Annotated in this window: 15 protein-coding genes; 9 read left to right on the top strand and 6 right to left on the bottom strand. The window is 47.8% G+C overall.

The window, feature by feature from the left end; all coding sequences use genetic code 11:
* Positions 1-33 precede the first annotated feature (33 nt).
* From ACSTTG_RS05695 to ACSTTG_RS05685, 3 genes are all read right to left on the bottom strand, one after another.
* Positions 34-978 (bottom strand): LysR family transcriptional regulator, encoded by a 945-nt coding sequence (locus ACSTTG_RS05695; RefSeq protein ID WP_438474055.1) that lies wholly within the window; start codon positions 976-978, stop codon positions 34-36.
* Positions 979-1,034: 56 nt separating this feature from the next.
* Positions 1,035-1,538, bottom strand: a complete 504-nt coding sequence (locus ACSTTG_RS05690) for a hypothetical protein (RefSeq protein ID WP_438474054.1) — start codon at positions 1,536-1,538, stop codon at positions 1,035-1,037.
* 162 nt (positions 1,539-1,700) lie between these two features.
* Positions 1,701-3,110 (bottom strand): alkyl sulfatase dimerization domain-containing protein, encoded by a 1,410-nt coding sequence (locus tag ACSTTG_RS05685; protein ID WP_438458165.1) that lies wholly within the window; start codon positions 3,108-3,110, stop codon positions 1,701-1,703.
* Positions 3,111-3,490: 380 nt separating this feature from the next.
* Here ACSTTG_RS05685 and ACSTTG_RS05680 point away from each other — a divergent pair, with 380 nt between their 5' ends.
* The 7 genes from ACSTTG_RS05680 to ACSTTG_RS05650 all read left to right on the top strand — a co-directional run bounded on the left by ACSTTG_RS05680 (position 3,491) and on the right by ACSTTG_RS05650 (position 7,749).
* Entirely contained in the window at positions 3,491-3,712 is a 222-nt protein-coding gene (locus ACSTTG_RS05680) for a hypothetical protein (protein WP_438474053.1), read from the top strand.
* A gap of 33 nt (positions 3,713-3,745) precedes the next feature.
* Positions 3,746-4,252, top strand: coding sequence for a hypothetical protein (locus tag ACSTTG_RS05675; protein WP_438458167.1), 507 nt, complete (start codon positions 3,746-3,748; stop codon positions 4,250-4,252).
* A gap of 250 nt (positions 4,253-4,502) precedes the next feature.
* Positions 4,503-4,910, top strand: coding sequence for a GFA family protein (locus tag ACSTTG_RS05670; RefSeq protein ID WP_438458168.1), 408 nt, complete (start codon positions 4,503-4,505; stop codon positions 4,908-4,910).
* On the top strand, positions 4,888-5,358 hold the full coding sequence (locus ACSTTG_RS05665; protein WP_438474052.1) for a GNAT family N-acetyltransferase: 471 nt from the start codon (positions 4,888-4,890) through the stop codon (positions 5,356-5,358). The genes ACSTTG_RS05670 and ACSTTG_RS05665 overlap by 23 nt, the downstream gene beginning before the upstream one ends.
* Before the next feature lie 147 nt (positions 5,359-5,505).
* Complete coding sequence (locus tag ACSTTG_RS05660; protein ID WP_438458170.1) at positions 5,506-5,937, top strand: GNAT family N-acetyltransferase; 432 nt, start codon at positions 5,506-5,508, stop codon at positions 5,935-5,937.
* Between the two features lie 311 nt (positions 5,938-6,248).
* On the top strand, positions 6,249-6,716 hold the full coding sequence (locus ACSTTG_RS05655) for an ASCH domain-containing protein (protein WP_438474051.1): 468 nt from the start codon (positions 6,249-6,251) through the stop codon (positions 6,714-6,716).
* Positions 6,717-7,002: 286 nt separating this feature from the next.
* The gene (locus tag ACSTTG_RS05650) at positions 7,003-7,749 is read left to right on the top strand and encodes a nuclear transport factor 2 family protein (RefSeq protein WP_438458172.1); all 747 of its coding nucleotides are present in this window, start codon (positions 7,003-7,005) and stop codon (positions 7,747-7,749) included.
* 344 nt (positions 7,750-8,093) lie between these two features.
* Here the strand turns inward: ACSTTG_RS05650 and cydC are convergent, their stop codons facing one another.
* From cydC to trxB, 3 genes are all read right to left on the bottom strand, one after another.
* Positions 8,094-9,815, bottom strand: a complete 1,722-nt coding sequence (gene cydC, locus ACSTTG_RS05645) for a heme ABC transporter ATP-binding protein/permease CydC (protein WP_438474050.1) — start codon at positions 9,813-9,815, stop codon at positions 8,094-8,096.
* The gene (cydD, locus tag ACSTTG_RS05640; RefSeq protein WP_438474049.1) at positions 9,808-11,592 is read right to left on the bottom strand and encodes a heme ABC transporter permease/ATP-binding protein CydD; all 1,785 of its coding nucleotides are present in this window, start codon (positions 11,590-11,592) and stop codon (positions 9,808-9,810) included. Before cydD ends, cydC begins: the two co-directional genes overlap by 8 nt.
* A 102-nt stretch (positions 11,593-11,694) precedes the next feature.
* Entirely contained in the window at positions 11,695-12,651 is a 957-nt protein-coding gene (trxB, locus tag ACSTTG_RS05635) for a thioredoxin-disulfide reductase (RefSeq protein WP_438474048.1), read from the bottom strand.
* 359 nt (positions 12,652-13,010) lie between these two features.
* Here trxB and ACSTTG_RS05630 point away from each other — a divergent pair, with 359 nt between their 5' ends.
* Positions 13,011-13,652 carry a 2OG-Fe dioxygenase family protein gene (locus ACSTTG_RS05630; RefSeq protein WP_438474047.1) on the top strand — a complete coding sequence of 214 codons (642 nt, stop codon included), beginning with the start codon at positions 13,011-13,013 and terminating at the stop codon, positions 13,650-13,652.
* Entirely contained in the window at positions 13,652-14,929 is a 1,278-nt protein-coding gene (locus ACSTTG_RS05625) for a cysteine desulfurase-like protein (protein ID WP_438474046.1), read from the top strand. The genes ACSTTG_RS05630 and ACSTTG_RS05625 overlap by 1 nt, the downstream gene beginning before the upstream one ends.
* The last annotated feature ends 6 nt before the right edge of the window (positions 14,930-14,935 follow it).

Here is a 14,935-nt window from a genome sequence, read left to right as displayed (position 1 = left end):
AGTCAGCTCCCCTTTTTATAACCATCTAGTTTTTTATTTCCTACCTCGGTTACTGCGAACCAACTTAGGTGGGAATATGTCGTCCATAATATGAGTTAGCCAGTTGAATTTTTGCGAGTGACTGACTGCATTGCTATGAATAAATGCCAACTGCCGAGTTAAATGTGGAAAATCGGCGGGAATTTCCTCGACTGTGATGGTGGCGAACTGTGTTGGGTCAAGTTCGTCATAGACACACAGCGGTGCGACGATGATCAGATCAGACTCGAGCGCCATTTTGAGCAACGGTTGAAGATGACGGCTGCGCATCTTTGGCTTAAAGCCTTGCTCTGGCTCAACAAAATCGGAGACAGTCATCTTGTGAGTATTGATGTTTTCAACAATCAAACCACCTACATCCTCCTCCATTAAGGTTTGTACTGGGACAGATTGTCCGGCATAACGATGCCCAGCTCGACACAGACAGCCAAAAGACACCTCACCGATGATCACTTGCCTAAACGTCTTAGAGATATCGAGAGGAAAGTAGTGAATCGCGGCGTCAATTTCGCCTCGGTCTATCTTAGATGGGGTCGAGCTGTCATAGACATGCAGCTCAAACTCAACATCCGGGCTATGAGTATGAATGGCCGAGCATATCTTGTGACCAAAGGTATCGATTAACGAGTTGTTTACCGCGAGCTTAAAGCTGCCATTCCAAGAACTCGGCTCAAAAGACTGGCGTTGAAACAGTTGCTCTATCTGACTCATCACATGCGGGAGTGACTGGGAGAGCTCTTCGCCGCGTGGGGTGAGTGTCAAGCCTGTGGCGTGGCGAGCGAACAAGGGATCTTCAAACTCGTCACGCATTTTTTTTAGTGCACGACTTACACTAGGCTGGCTAGTACCAAGGCGCTCAGCGGCTTTTGACACACTCTGCTCTTGAAGTAGCACAGAGAGTGTTTTTAGAAGGTTTAGATCATATTGTTGCAGATCCATGCTTAAACCCTAAATGAAAGTAATTGACCCACAAGGGGGAAGTTAACCAATATCCACTAATGAATAAATGGCAATAACGCTCCGTCAGGATCGTTGCGTACTTGCACAAAGCCTTGTTCAAGTGCAGATATCAGGTCAATTTGTCCTGTTATTAATGCGTTAAGTCCAGATAGTGTAGTCAAAACTAATGGGGATGACGGCACTGACGGTGCTCCAGTGTCAATCTGAATCAGTCTCGAGCCCGAAGCCTCGTAGCGGCTCCATAGTGGCACATCGGCGATCAAAATATCAGTTTGCTCTACGCCAAGCTCTTCGAGTTGACGGGCGAGGAGAGTCAGCCACCAAGAGGCCCGGCGAAATCCTGCTTCACCCTCTAGTGATGGTACTGGCTCAATCAGCTTAGTTTTCTCCGCAGTTATCGTCCGCCAGATCACATACGTTGACCCAGGATGAAGGGGTTCGCCATCTTCGCCACTGAGATGAAATCCACAGCCCATTGACGCGGAGCTCAGGGTCAAAGCGACTAATGCCGGTAATATAATTTGAGAGTACTTCAACATATTTAATTCGATCAGCGACTACAGATGTTAATGGGACCCTTACGAATTAAGGGGGAGCCGCGTGTTTACAGACGCCAAATGCTGGTAGCGACAAACAACAGCAACAAAGCCGCGCAACGCACGGCTTTGCAGTTTAATCAAGTAACGGATTTTAATAGCAGGTTAGTACTCACCGGTCAGCACGAGTGGAAGCTCGATCTCACCCTCGAGTACCAATGCGTGTGTCAGCATCCAGTTACGCGTGTTTGCAGCAGTGGCTTTTTGCGCCATTGCACGCAACGAGTCCGCTTTCACTTGCTTGGCTGACTCGTCGCCAGAGCGAATCGCGTAGGTGGCTAGTTGCGCTGCCCACTGGTGATCGTTGTCAGCTTGTGCAGCTTTGGCAAGTTTGATCACTGATTCAGTGCCACCCATTGCCGCAACCATCTTCTCTGCCTCTAGATTACGCGGCAGTGGGTGCAGTTCGATAGAGTCATTACCAAACCAGTGCATAATCTCACCGTAGTAGCGGCGCACGTGGTAAGAGTATTCACCGTAGTTCTCTTCAAGGTGAGGTGAGTTGGCAAGTGAGTCTGGCAGTGTTACATGATATTGAAGCTCATCCGGTGCTAGGCCCTGACCAATGGCTTTCTCAGTATCAGCAACTAGTGCTTTGAGTGAGTCGATTTGATCGGTTAGCTGAGCTCTAAACACCTTACCACTAACTGGTTTGCCGTGAACTTTCAGGCTGTGCTCGATGTCTTTTGATAGCAGCCAGTTGGTTGCTATTTCCATATTCTCGAGATTACGCCAGCGATCGCCGCGCAAGGTTGAGGCGTTAAACAGACCATGGGCCCAGTAGACGTTATCGACACTGGCTTTCTTCGATGGAATGTAGGTCGCCAGCCCATCAAGCGTGTCTGAGTGCGCAGCGTGAGTGATAAACTCAACACCATCAATCACGATACTGGTTTCTTCGTCACCCACAAGCATAGTTGGTGGCATGTAAGTATTGATATCGTCAAGGTTTGCTACCGCGTAACCTGTCTTGGCCGGCGAGTCTTGACCTTCTTTTGGCAGGTAAGCACCAAGCTGGATTTGATTTCGGATCAGACGCACCTTTGCCATTGGATGGTTAGGATCTAGAGAATTGGTGATTTCTGACTCATGATTTTTGTGCGCGACAACAATGGTGTCTTCATTGACGTTCCACACGCCAGCACCAATGATGTAGTGCCAGTGAGTATAGATAAAGCCTTTTACTGGCTTTTCAGCAACGTGCTTTGGTAGCAGAGACATCGCTTTACGCGCATAATCTTGGGTTAGGCCGCCGTCAAAAACCACGATGCCATTGTCAGTTTCCACCACGCTGACATTGTCCATGCCAAGGCCCGTTACTGACCATACGCCTGGCGCAACTTCATAAGCACCGTCCGAGTATTGGGCATCTTTAGCGTTTAGGCTCTCGGCAATGACTGCGCCGGTTTCACTGATAACCGTTTTTTCATCGACAGATAGGGACGTGTTAAATGAAGCGGCAACCGGCAGAGAGACAGAAAGCACGGCAACGGCGATAGTAGATAGTTTTAACATACTAAGCGTAATTCCTTCAGATTTAGCATAATTATGGTGATAACCGCTGCATACTCACCAGTACCTGGTGAAAAGTGCTGCAACGACGAATTGATTTCATGCTAGTCACATCAAGAACGAGACTCAATGACAGAACTGTATAGGAGATATTTAATAACTGGATATGTTTCTGGGTGTAAAACTTTGACGTTTTTCACAGTCTCTTCTAGTTGAGGAGCATTGTGACAATAACATTGTACCAACAAGGCAATATCGAACTCTTTAGCGTTGATCTCAACTTTTGCTAAGTGATAATGAAATCACTTGCGTAAGAGGTGAGGGATTCTTAAGATACCCCGCAGGTATTTATACGGATATAAACCAAGTACAGGGAAAGTAGAATGACAGCCCAGATGGATGAATCGAGCAGCAGTAATCAGGATGACCTCGGCAGGGCGGAGCCACAGGCGCAGGCGCCTTCGTTTCGCCAAAAAAACCTCAAGAAAGTCCCCGTCTTGTTTTTTGAGCAGCACGCAACACTGCGAGCACAAGGCAAGATCACGGGCGACTTTTCGACATTTATCGTAGAGGCAATTCGTGAAAAGCTGCATCGACATCAATAACAATAATTAAGGAACAATAATTAGGGAATGACGATGGAAATTGTGTTCAATACATGGATAGAGCGTGACCCAAAGGTTCACAACGCATCGGTGGATTTTAATGATAGCTGGACCAGAGCCCACATGGGCGCATTTCTTCGTGGCAGTGGCTCCCGATCAGAGAATATCGTTAAAGCGTTTGTGAGCGGTGATTATATGATGATTCCAAGCGAGTTTGATTTGATCAGTGCATGGCATCACCTTGACCGACGCCAACAAAATTTAGTCAAAGCGCTGCGTCTTGAAATGGTCAGAAGTGCGGGCTATCCAAAGGAAGAGAAGGCACTATTACAATACTTTTTCAACAACATGTGTGGACGCGTTTACAACGGGCTTTGTTATGACTGGGATGAGCGCAACAACAATAGTGACATGCCGTTCAACATCAATCATGAGCTGGCTAATCAGGCGACAAGAACAGTCAAAGAAGCGGTACTTAACAACGAAGAAACTGACTTCGATTTGCCGTTTTTTGTTATTGATACTGGCTCCAATGAATAATAGCTCGCCTTTGCTAGCGCGACTGTAAGGGTCGTTTTATCACCGACCTTGCGTGTGCAAGCAACACATCACCTAGCTAATACTTTAAATATAATAATGCACCACTTCGATCGTGGTGCATTTTTACTTCAAACCCGCGATAAAATATTTCTGATGACAGTTAGTGAGTATTTTTTTAATCTAAACCCAATCGCAAAGCCATGTATAGACTTGGCTTGAATACGCCCAATGGATTGGATGGAATACGAGAATGTCATATCGCAGCGCAAAATGTTCGTGCGGTCAGCTCATAGTCGTCACCAAAGCTGAGCCCGTGCGGGTAAGTGTGTGTCATTGTGAAGAGTGTCAAAGAAGAACTGGCAGTGCATTTGGTGTGCAAGCCCGTTTTGATAAGGCTGACGTTGAGATAAAAGGTGATGCTAAGTCATACACTCGCAGTGGCGATAGTGGTGGTAACGTCACCCAAAGCTTTTGCATGAACTGTGGCAGTGTAGTCAGCCTAGAGCTTGATGGGTTGCCAAACTTTATCACGATTCCCGTAGGACTATTTGCAGACCAGACTTTCCCTAGGCCGAAGTTATCGCTCTACCAAGGACGAAAACATGACTGGTTGAACATAGAGCATGAGGTGGAGAGTGAAAATTCAAGCTGCGAGTGAGTGCCATTTTGAACAGGTAGCAAAGCTGGTTACTACTGCCGAAGAGCTCTACACGATAAGCCCATCCGCCACTTTCCCTTGGGACGTGGCGCAAATTAGGCAAGTTGCCAAGGTGCGCTCTAACCTGACTGTTTGCATAATTGACGACGCGGTGGTTGGGTTTGGAAACTTATACAATGTTCGCCCCTCACATAGCGCGTTCATTGGTAATATTATCGTCAGTGGAGAGCATGCAGGAAAAGGTGTAGGCAGCGCATTGGTAAAATATCTATCCAGCCTCTGCATCAATGATTACCAAGCGACACCAAAGTTATCGGTATTTAATTTCAACACGCGCGCTATACTGCTTTATAACAAACTGGGTTTTGTTCCTTATCAGATTGAATCGAGGTGTAAGCCATGTGGTGAGCCAGTCGCTCTCATGCATATGTCACTGCAATCAACTTGAACTTAGATGTGCCGCGTCCAGTCTCGATTGGACTCAAGCTTGAATGGTCAAGGACACTGTGAGTACTCCTTGAGCACCATCTTAACCTAGGTTAAGATCGCACCGCGCGGCTGCACATGAGTTTCAGTCAACTTCAGAGAAAACACTATGATTGTAGAAAATGTGCTTCCTGACCATTACGCAGAAATGCTCGATGTGTGGGAAAACTCCGTCCGAGCGACTCATGACTTCATTACAGAAGAGGATATTGAGTTCTTTAAACCGATCATCATTGAGCAGGCTTTTCCTGCTGTTACGTTAAGATGTGTGAAAAATGAAAGTGGTTCAATTGTTGGTTTCGTGGGCATCCACGATGAAAAAATTGAAATGCTGTTTATCTCAAACGAAGCAAGAGGGCACGGCGTAGGCAAAGCGCTGCTGCAATACGCGATAGAGCAGCTAGGCGCGACCAAAGTCGATGTTAACGAGCAAAATCCTCAAGCCATAGGTTTTTATGAGCACATGGGGTTCAAAGTCGTTTCACGCTCACCACTTGATGATATGGGGAAACCTTTTCCAATTCTGCATATGACACTGTAAAGCTCGGTTTTGTCGTCACCCAGTTTGTTAGAAGAAACGCCCAAAGCTAATAACTTTGGGTGTTTCCGTATGCAGTCTATGCCTAGGGCTGATAATCAATGTGATGATGAGTATTCAATGGCGTTTCCGCGTCAAAGCTGTCGGATTGGTATTGGTGCAACCCCCGTGTTATATTTTGCCTAACTATCTGATTTGGTTTGACATAGCTAATGCTCTGACTTTAATCCCATTACTTCTTTGAACAACTTACCTCCGATTTGGGCTCAATCATTCGGTTGTAAGTTAAAACATGCCAAGTTGTAGGGAAGCAAATGAACATAGAGCAACAGAGATTTTTGGACCACTATCTTGACACTTTAAGTGAAGAAGAACGCGCGCAGATGCCACAGGTTGTGACGGAGCACTTTTGCGCAGATGAATACAATGCTAACGAGTGTGCACGCTTAATTAATGAGGGAAAAAAGCAGGCAACTTGTTCTCTCAAGGCAGGCTACGATGTTGAGAATGAACCTTTACCACAAGTAGGCCAACTCACCGTAATTCTAAATTGGTCACAAGACCCCGTTTGCATTGTAAAACTAATCGATGTGTCGGTTTGTCGATTCGATGAAGTTACCAGTGATTTTGCTGCCTTGGAGGGAGAAGGGGATGGTAGCTATGAGTGGTGGCGCTCTGCACATACTAACTTCTTTGAGAAATATGCCCAAGAAATTGGTGTTAGTTTCTCTGGTGATTCTGAGTTAGTTCTCGAGCGTTTTGTGAAGGTATACCCTGATTAAAAACAGCGACAGGAGTTCAATCGCAGAGGGAAGATGCATCATTAGTCATACGACTACGCGCTTGAATACCACCTAGTATTTGAGTAAGTAAACTCCAGGGATAATCTACAGATCAATGTCGAGCATTATTTAGTAAAGCATCCTTACTGATTTTAGAGGTTAGGGATAGCTAATCACCTAAAGCTTCAACGCAAAATGTCAGGGTTATGCTTACTGTTTTATGCAGGCGTTTCGCTTTGCATATATATTTTAGTGACAATATTTGTGACCTTAACCGGAGATACCCATGAGTCAGAAACTGGAAAACGCAACTAAACTGTATCTGGAAGGTATACGTGATGGGCATGTTCGTCAGGCAGTGACTAAATATACGGGTAGACGATATACCCAACATAGCACTGGTGTTCGAAATGGTATCGACGGCTTCGTCGAGTTTTTTGAACCCTTTATAGAGCGCTGTAAGGTTAGAGACATTCGTATCGTCCGTTCTGTTGTAGATGGGCAATATGTCTTTGTTCAGGCTTTTCAGGATATTAACGATGGTGAAGCTAAATGGGTAACAACGGATCTATTTGACACGGACAGTGATGATAAGATTATCGAACACTGGGATGTTATTGCCGCATTTGAAACTAACCAAAATTCAGACGTCGATCAAATAAACGGATCTACAGAAATTACCAATCCTGAAGCCACCGAGGATAACAAGGAGATCGTGCGTAACTTTATATGTGATGTCATGATTCTTGGTCAGAGAGAGAAGTTCACGTCATTTGTAGATAGTAGCGCTTTGGTGATGCATGCGGCTTCAGAGATTGAGCCTATTGAAAACTATCAGGGCGCCTATGATCAGATCGTGAGAATTATCGGCCAGGGCAATACCGTTGTCGCATACAGTCGCGTCATCTACCAAGAACAAGAAATTGCACGATTTGATATTTTCAGGCTTGAAGAAGGGAAAATTGTTGAAGTCTGGGTTAATCAGGAGCCCGTTCCGGCAAAAGTTGAATGGCTAAATGGCGGTAAGTTTTAAATTAGGGTATTCCATAAGGAAATAGTGTAGTGGCTGAATAAATTTGGCCACTATTTTAGAGGCTTTGTAATACTTTTGCTAACCCGTAAACTGCTTTAGCGAGAGCTGAAACTCATTTGTGCCTAATTCTGAGTTTGCGCAGCAAAATGCGTTGTGTGATCACCGAGGGATTTTGTCGTATCGTAACTACTAAACGACTTGCTAAACAGCAGATTAACTTGGAGAGAAGGCGTACAAACTTATTCAGATAGCTTGTACGCCATAAAACGTAGAACTAAATAAAAATTACTTCGTCGAGACAAGTATGGGGATCGTTCCCAAATTGATCCCAAGGACAATCGTTCTCACGCTATTGCCTGGTTTAATTGGTAGTAGCGTCCTTGTGCATTAAGTAGCTCACCATGCGTGCCACTCTCGATGATCTCACCTTGCTCCATCAACAAAACTTGATCCATTTTGGCTAGGTAGCTCAATCGGTGAGTGATGAAGATGACCGTTTGCTGGTTAAACTGAGCTTCAATTAACTCCATGATTTGTAGCTCGGTTTGTTTGTCTAGTCCTTCAGTTGGTTCATCGAGGATGACGATTGGTGCTTGTCGTAGTGCAGCTCGTGCAATTCCGATGCGACGTTTTTCACCACCAGAAAGCTGGCGTCCACCGTCACCAAGCCAAGCATCCAAGCCTTGTTTTTCTATCAGCTTGTTTAGACCAACTTGAGCTAGAGCGTGGCAGAGTTGTGTGTCGTTTGCGTCTGGCGCAGCGAGCAACAAATTGTCTCTTAAAGTGCCGTTTAAGATATCGACTCTCTGACTAACAGCAGTGACACTGTCACGTAGCTGAGGCTCATGCCACTCCGTCAACGAGCGCTCACCGATAGAAACCTGGCCTTGAGTAGGGTCAAAAGTGCGAGTCAATAGCTGAGCAAGGGTGGACTTACCCGAACCGGTTTTTCCAACGATAGCCACTTTATCCCCGTGGTTGATTTGTACGTTGATGTTGCTTAGTGCATTTACCTTGTCGTCGTAGCTGAAGCTCACTTGTTTTAGGTCGATTTGCAGTTGTGCAGGCAAGGTGTGAGGTTGCGGAGCAAACGTCATCGAAGCAGGGGATAGGATCACTTCATTTAGGCGCTTGGCAGAGGTAAGGGTTTGACCAAGGTACTGGAAGGCACCTGCAATCGGCATCAGCAGCTCAAAGCTGGCAAGCGTCGCAAAGGCGACCATGGCAATCATGGGATCAGGCGCGCGTCCGCCAATGCCATCGGCTGACAGCCATAAGATCAACACCAGAGTGAGGCCATTGCAGGCAAGCATTAACGCCTGTGCCAGGCCAGTAATGTGGGCGTTTACGTACTGGTTGGTGAAAAAGCGCTGCTCTGCGGCTTCAATGGCCTGGCGATAGCGCTGGGCGGCACCAAACAGGGTCAGCTCGCTATAGCCTTGCAGCCAGTCAAGGCTGGCGATACGCATGTTGGCTTTTTCTTGTGTCAGGTTGGCGCCATTGTGTTTGCCGAGTCGATAGAACAGAACTGGCCAAGTAAGTAGCAGGGCCATTAAGATCCCACCGAGCGTCAGGCCGACACAGACATCAAACCAAGACAAAAAGACCGTGAGCAGGGTAATACCACAGACACCGACGACGACAGGACTCACTAGGCGAAGATACACATGATCCATTGCATCAACATCTGCCACTAGGCGATTGAGGGCATCGGCGTCGCGCATGGTGGAAGATTTGCCGGGGTAGAGCGCGGTGAGTTTTTTAAAGAAAAACAGTCTTAAATCGGTGAGCAGTTTAAAGGTGGCGTTGTGACTGACCACACGCTCGCCCCAGCGACCCGCCGTGCGGCCCATTGCAAAGCCGCGCACAAAGGCACCAGGGAGCATGTAGTTGAAGGTCTCGCGGGCAATGGTGAGACCGGCAACTGCCGCCGCAGATAAGAACCAGCCAGATAAGGTTAATAGGCCGATAGAGGCAGCTGTCGTTGCCAGCGCCAGGATCATTCCAAGTGATAAACCAAACCAGTGCTTGCGGTAGAGATTAAGATACGGCTTTAACTCATGCATCGAGATTCTCCTTGTTCGACTTGGTTAGCGCTTGATTTGATTTGAGTAACTGTTTGAAAAGCCCCTGTGTATTTTTTAGCTCATCAAAGGTTCCCGTTTGCACTAGCTGCCCATTGTCCATGACTAAGATCTGATCGGCGTGAGTCAGTTGTGCCAGCTGGTGGGTGATAAGCAGAGTGGTGCGATTTTGAGTCGCATTGGCAAGCCCTTGCCAGACGAGTTGTTCACTGCGTGCGTCAAGGCTTGCTGTCGGTTCATCAAGCAGCCAAAACTGACCTTGTTGCAGAATGGCTCTTGCCACCGCGATGCGCTGCGCTTGGCCGACAGAAAGCCCTGACGAACGGTCGGAGATCGCATGCTCAAGGCCCAGCTTAGCAACAAACTCATCGGCATGGGAGGCAGTGACAGCGGCCATCAGTTGCTCGTCGTCAATCTCCGTTTTACCCAGCATCAAGTTGTCGCGAATGCTCCCGTGGAGCAAGAGCGGGTTTTGCCCTACCCAACTGATGGTTTTTCGCCAGTCAGCGATTGAGAGCGATTTAAGCTCAATACCGTTGACCATTAATGAGCCTTGGTAAGGTAAAAAGCCTAGAATGGCATTGATTAAGCTGGTTTTTCCCGCTCCGCTTGGGCCAACAATTGCGGTTTGCGCATTGGCGTCTAGCTCGAAGCTGACAGGCCCAACCAACTGCTCTCCCTCGGGGCTCATTACGCACAAATCTTGCGCTTTGATAGTGATGGCGTCAGCGCTTAACGCTTGGTCGCCTTGAGGTAAGGCACTCGCTTCGGTGTTGAGAAACTCAACGATGCTCTCTGCAGAGCCAATCGCCTGCTGCTTGGCGTGATAGAAGGTACCGAGATCGCGCAGGGGTTGGTAAAACTCTGGGGCCAAGATCAGGATAAACAGACCGGCAAACAAGGATACCCCGACACCATAATGACCGAAATTGAGCTCACCAATAAAGCTGAAACCGAAGTAAACTGCGGTAATGGCGATTGAGATAGAGGTAAAAAACTCAAGCACTGCGGAAGACAAGAAGGCGACGCGCAGTACGTCCATGGTGCGTTGACGAAAGACTTCAGATGCACCACGCATCACCTCGTGCTCATACTTGCCACGGTTAAACAGGCGGATGGTGTTCGTGGCTTGCAAGCGGTCGTAAAAATGCCCGGAGAGGCGTTGCAGCGCTTTAAAGTTACGACGGTTTGCATCAGCGGCTTTACGTCCAACTAATGACATAAAGATGGGTACTAGTGGTGCGGTGATCAAGAAAATCGCCCCAGCTGCCCAGTTGATGGGGAACACGACGACGAGAATGATCAGCGGGATAAATACCGACAGAGACATTTGCGGCAGGTAACGGGCGAAGAAGTCGTGCATTTCATCTACCTGCTCCAGTAAGAGCGTGGCCCATGCGCCTGCGGGCTTGCCCTTGATGTACGCTGGACCAAGTGACTCGAGTTTGTCTAGGATTTGCTGACGAATAATCTGGCGAACTTGCATGCCACAACGAAAACCGGCTATTTCACGTCCCCATGCACACAAGGCGCGAAAAACGGTGGTGAGCACAAGAGTGGCGAAGGCGGGAATAAGCGTGGATTTATCCACTTGTTCGATAATAAGTTGGTGGAGAATGTGAGCAATTAATCCTGCTTGAGCGAGCAGGACCAGGCTAGAGAGGAGACCTAAACCGATGGCGGTGAGCAGCCAGCGGTTAGCAAGTCTGCTTTGCTGTTTTAGCCATTTACTCAAGTTCCTTTGTTTGGTTGTATCCATTATTTAGAAGGCTTGTTATTGATTATTAGAATGGGTAGAAGGGTAGTATACAAAACAAAGCCCAACGAGAATACCGTTGGGCAGTGGGGCTTTTATGCGGGGTTAGTCGTTTTGACTGTCAAGGAAGCGTTCAGCATCCAGTGCTGCCATACAGCCAGTGCCTGCTGAGGTGATGGCTTGGCGATAGTTGTGATCCATAACATCACCAGCGGCAAACACGCCCTCGACACTGGTTTGGGTCGCATTGCCTTCAAGGCCAGAGTTAACCGTGATGTAGTCGCCGTTCATGTCCAATTGGCCCTTGAAGATTGACGTATTCGGTTGGTGACCAATTGCAATGAACGCGCCCATTACCTCAAGATCTTCAGTGTTTTCGCTGTTGGTATCTTTAATACGCACCCCGGTCACACCCATATCGTCGCCAAGCACTTCATCCAGTACGCGATCGGTGTGCAGGATAATATTGCCCGCTTCGACCTTGTCCATCAGGCGCTTAATCAAGATTTTCTCAGCGCGGAAGGTGTCGCGGCGGTGGATCAGGTGCACTTCAGAGGCGATATTCGATAAATACAGTGCCTCTTCCACGGCTGTGTTACCACCACCGACTACCGCCACTTTTTGATTGCGGTAGAAGAAGCCGTCACAGGTAGCACAAGCAGAAACGCCGCGGCCTTTAAACGCCTCTTCAGACTCGAGACCAAGATACTTGGCAGACGCGCCAGTCGAGATGATCAGTGCATCACAGGTGTATTGACCTGTGTCGCCCTTAAGCTTGAATGGGCGCTCGCTGAGGTCCACCTCGTTGATATGGTCAAAAACAATCTCAGTTTCAAAGCGTTCGGCGTGCGCCTGCATACGCTCCATCAGACCCGGACCGGTAAGATCAGCAGCATCGCCTGGCCAGTTTTCCACTTCGGTTGTTGTTGTTAGCTGACCACCTTGTTGCATACCGGTCACAACCACGGGATTAAGGTTGGCACGCGCGGCATAGATAGCAGCGGTGTAACCTGCAGGACCTGAACCAAGAATCAATAGTTTACAATGCTTTACGTCACTCATTCGGACTCCATTAGGACAAAAATAGACTGATTTACGCCCCCGATTGTATGGGAGAACGGCGAGCTTTGAAAGTCTCTTTACTGCGTTTTTGCCCGTGTTTTTATGACTTAATCTCATCTAATCAATCGTTTTTTTATAAGCCTGATAAGCAGTAGGGCAAAAATGTTATTGATAATTCTACCAGTGAAAAGTTCTGCTGATCAAAATAGTTGGATAGTGCGTAGATAAGTTTATATGCAGATGGATCTGCTTAATTAATGTGTATTGCAATGTTTACCACTGCATAAAGTTGGTAGAGCAGAATAATTAGGCAATACTTAAATCGTTAGCAAAGCGTTACATTTCGCTAGGAGGACAGGATGTTTACTACGCATGAAAATACCCTGCACCTGACTTCGCTTAGTCAAACTGCAGTCAAGCAATTGTCACCCTCGTTTGCGGCACTGCCGCACACAGACCATGCCGACGGCCAATACCGTTTACGCCGATATTCGGTTGTGCGCTTCACTCAGGGGAAAGTGATAGAAACCAATCAGCATGATTTTATGCAAACCGAGGAGTTTAATCACTTTCAAGGTGATGTGGTGCGTCATTTTGAGCCTTTATTGCCCCAAACGTTAGCCAGCGAAGGGCTAAGAGAGCTGTGTGAGCTGTTTGTTGAAACCAACCTGTTGCCCGATGGACAGAAGATTGAGATCCATCAGATGCGCATTGCAGCGATTTACGATGAAACTCAGGTCGCACCTGAAGGGGTACACCAAGATGGCTTTGATTACATCGCCTTGATTGGGATTGACCGGCACAATATCGTGGGGGGTGAGGTGTTACTCTACAGTGACAATCACACTGCGCCTTTTTACCGTAAGGTACTCGAAAATGGTGAAGTGGCGATGCTGGATGACCACCGTCTATGGCACAACGCGATGCCCATTCGCAGTATTGACCATAGCCAAGAGGGCCATATGGACGTGTTTGTATTGACCGCGAGTAAGGAGCAATAATGATTGAAAGAGTCGAAGAGATTGATGTGGAGTTACTACGCTCGCAGTTTCCAGCACTCTATCAATCGCACAATGATCGCCCGGTGGTGTTCTTTGACGGACCGGGTGGCACCCAAGTACCACGAACGGTGCTAGACGCCATGGTCGGCTATCTGGGTTACTCGAACGCTAACTTAGGTGGACACTATTTCACCAGTAATATCACTCAAGATTTAGTGACGAAAGCGCGCGAGTATGCAGCGCAGTTATTGAACGCACAAGACGGCAAGCAAATCGTGTTTGGCGCTAACATGACTACATTAACGTTCGCGCTCAGTCGCAGTATTGGGCGAGACTGGCAAGCGGGCGATGAGGTTGTGGTCAGCAGCCTTGATCACTTTGCCAATGTGTCAAGTTGGCAAGCGCTCGCCAGCGATCGCGGTGCCGATGTGCGCCAAGCCCGTGTTGATGTCGAAACGGGTGGGGTAGATATTGATCACCTGATCAGTTTGATAACGCCTAGTACCAAGCTGGTGGCACTGACGATGGCGTCCAATGTGACGGGCACTTTGGTGGAGGTGCAACGGGTCATTGAGGCAGCCAAGCAAGTTGGTGCACTGGTCTATCTTGACGCTGTGCATTATGTGCCGCATCGCTTGGTTGACGTGCAAGCGCTAGGGTGTGATTTTTTAGTTTGCTCAGCCTACAAGTTCTTTGGGCCTCATTTAGGTATTGCGTATATTGCGCCGCAGCACCTCGAGCGCTTGCGTCCCTATAAAGTTACGCCTGCGCCATCTCAAGGGCCTGGGCGTTTTGAAACCGGTACATTGAATTTCGAATCGCTGGCAGGATTTTGCGCGGCAGTGGACTACCTAGCGGCTATCTCCGGCAGTGAACCCTCAGGCACTGAAGGCTCCGGCAGGCAGGGGACGCTGCGGGTGAGACTTGAGCGCTCATTTGCACTAATAGCAAGGCACGAGTCGCGCCTCAGCAAGCACTTTCTTAAGATGCTGACCAGGCTGCCAGGCATCAGAGTTTTTGGTCATACTTTGCCCAACTATGAGCTGAGAACGCCAACCTTTGCTCTAGATGTTGCCGATCTTTCACCGCATCACGTCGCCAAAGTGCTTGGTGGGCACAATTTGTGTGTATGGAGTGGTCACTTCTATGCACCAGACTTAATTGAGCAGCTCGGCTGTGAACAAAAGGGCGGTGTAGTTAGGGTAGGGATGATGCATTACAACACCCTCGCTGAGATAGACCGACTAGAACAAGCGCTCGTATCTCTACTGGAATAGTCACTA

Origin of the sequence: Vibrio glycogenivorans, assembly GCF_051660965.1 — a bacterium.
Lineage (GTDB): Bacteria > Pseudomonadota > Gammaproteobacteria > Enterobacterales > Vibrionaceae > Vibrio.
Note: the sequence above shows the minus strand (reverse complement) of the source record. Positions and strands in the feature narration are given on the sequence as shown.

Bases quoted from the DNA above. Each gene is read 5' to 3' on its own strand.
- ACSTTG_RS05670 (WP_438458168.1), top strand. From the start codon at position 4,503: ATGTCATATCGCAGCGCAAAATGTTCGTGCGGTCAGCTCATAGTCGTC.
- ACSTTG_RS05630 (WP_438474047.1), top strand. From the start codon at position 13,011: ATGTTTACTACGCATGAAAATACCCTGCACCTGACTTCGCTTAGTCAA.
- ACSTTG_RS05680 (WP_438474053.1), top strand. From the start codon at position 3,491: ATGACAGCCCAGATGGATGAATCGAGCAGCAGTAATCAGGATGACCTC.
- ACSTTG_RS05695 (WP_438474055.1), bottom strand. From the start codon at position 978: ATGGATCTGCAACAATATGATCTAAACCTTCTAAAAACACTCTCTGTG.
- ACSTTG_RS05660 (WP_438458170.1), top strand. From the start codon at position 5,506: ATGATTGTAGAAAATGTGCTTCCTGACCATTACGCAGAAATGCTCGAT.
- ACSTTG_RS05650 (WP_438458172.1), top strand. From the start codon at position 7,003: ATGAGTCAGAAACTGGAAAACGCAACTAAACTGTATCTGGAAGGTATA.
- trxB (WP_438474048.1), bottom strand. From the start codon at position 12,651: ATGAGTGACGTAAAGCATTGTAAACTATTGATTCTTGGTTCAGGTCCT.
- ACSTTG_RS05675 (WP_438458167.1), top strand. From the start codon at position 3,746: ATGGAAATTGTGTTCAATACATGGATAGAGCGTGACCCAAAGGTTCAC.
- ACSTTG_RS05690 (WP_438474054.1), bottom strand. From the start codon at position 1,538: ATGTTGAAGTACTCTCAAATTATATTACCGGCATTAGTCGCTTTGACC.
- ACSTTG_RS05685 (WP_438458165.1), bottom strand. From the start codon at position 3,110: ATGTTAAAACTATCTACTATCGCCGTTGCCGTGCTTTCTGTCTCTCTG.
- ACSTTG_RS05655 (WP_438474051.1), top strand. From the start codon at position 6,249: ATGAACATAGAGCAACAGAGATTTTTGGACCACTATCTTGACACTTTA.
- ACSTTG_RS05625 (WP_438474046.1), top strand. From the start codon at position 13,652: ATGATTGAAAGAGTCGAAGAGATTGATGTGGAGTTACTACGCTCGCAG.
- cydD (WP_438474049.1), bottom strand. From the start codon at position 11,592: ATGGATACAACCAAACAAAGGAACTTGAGTAAATGGCTAAAACAGCAA.
- cydC (WP_438474050.1), bottom strand. From the start codon at position 9,815: ATGCATGAGTTAAAGCCGTATCTTAATCTCTACCGCAAGCACTGGTTT.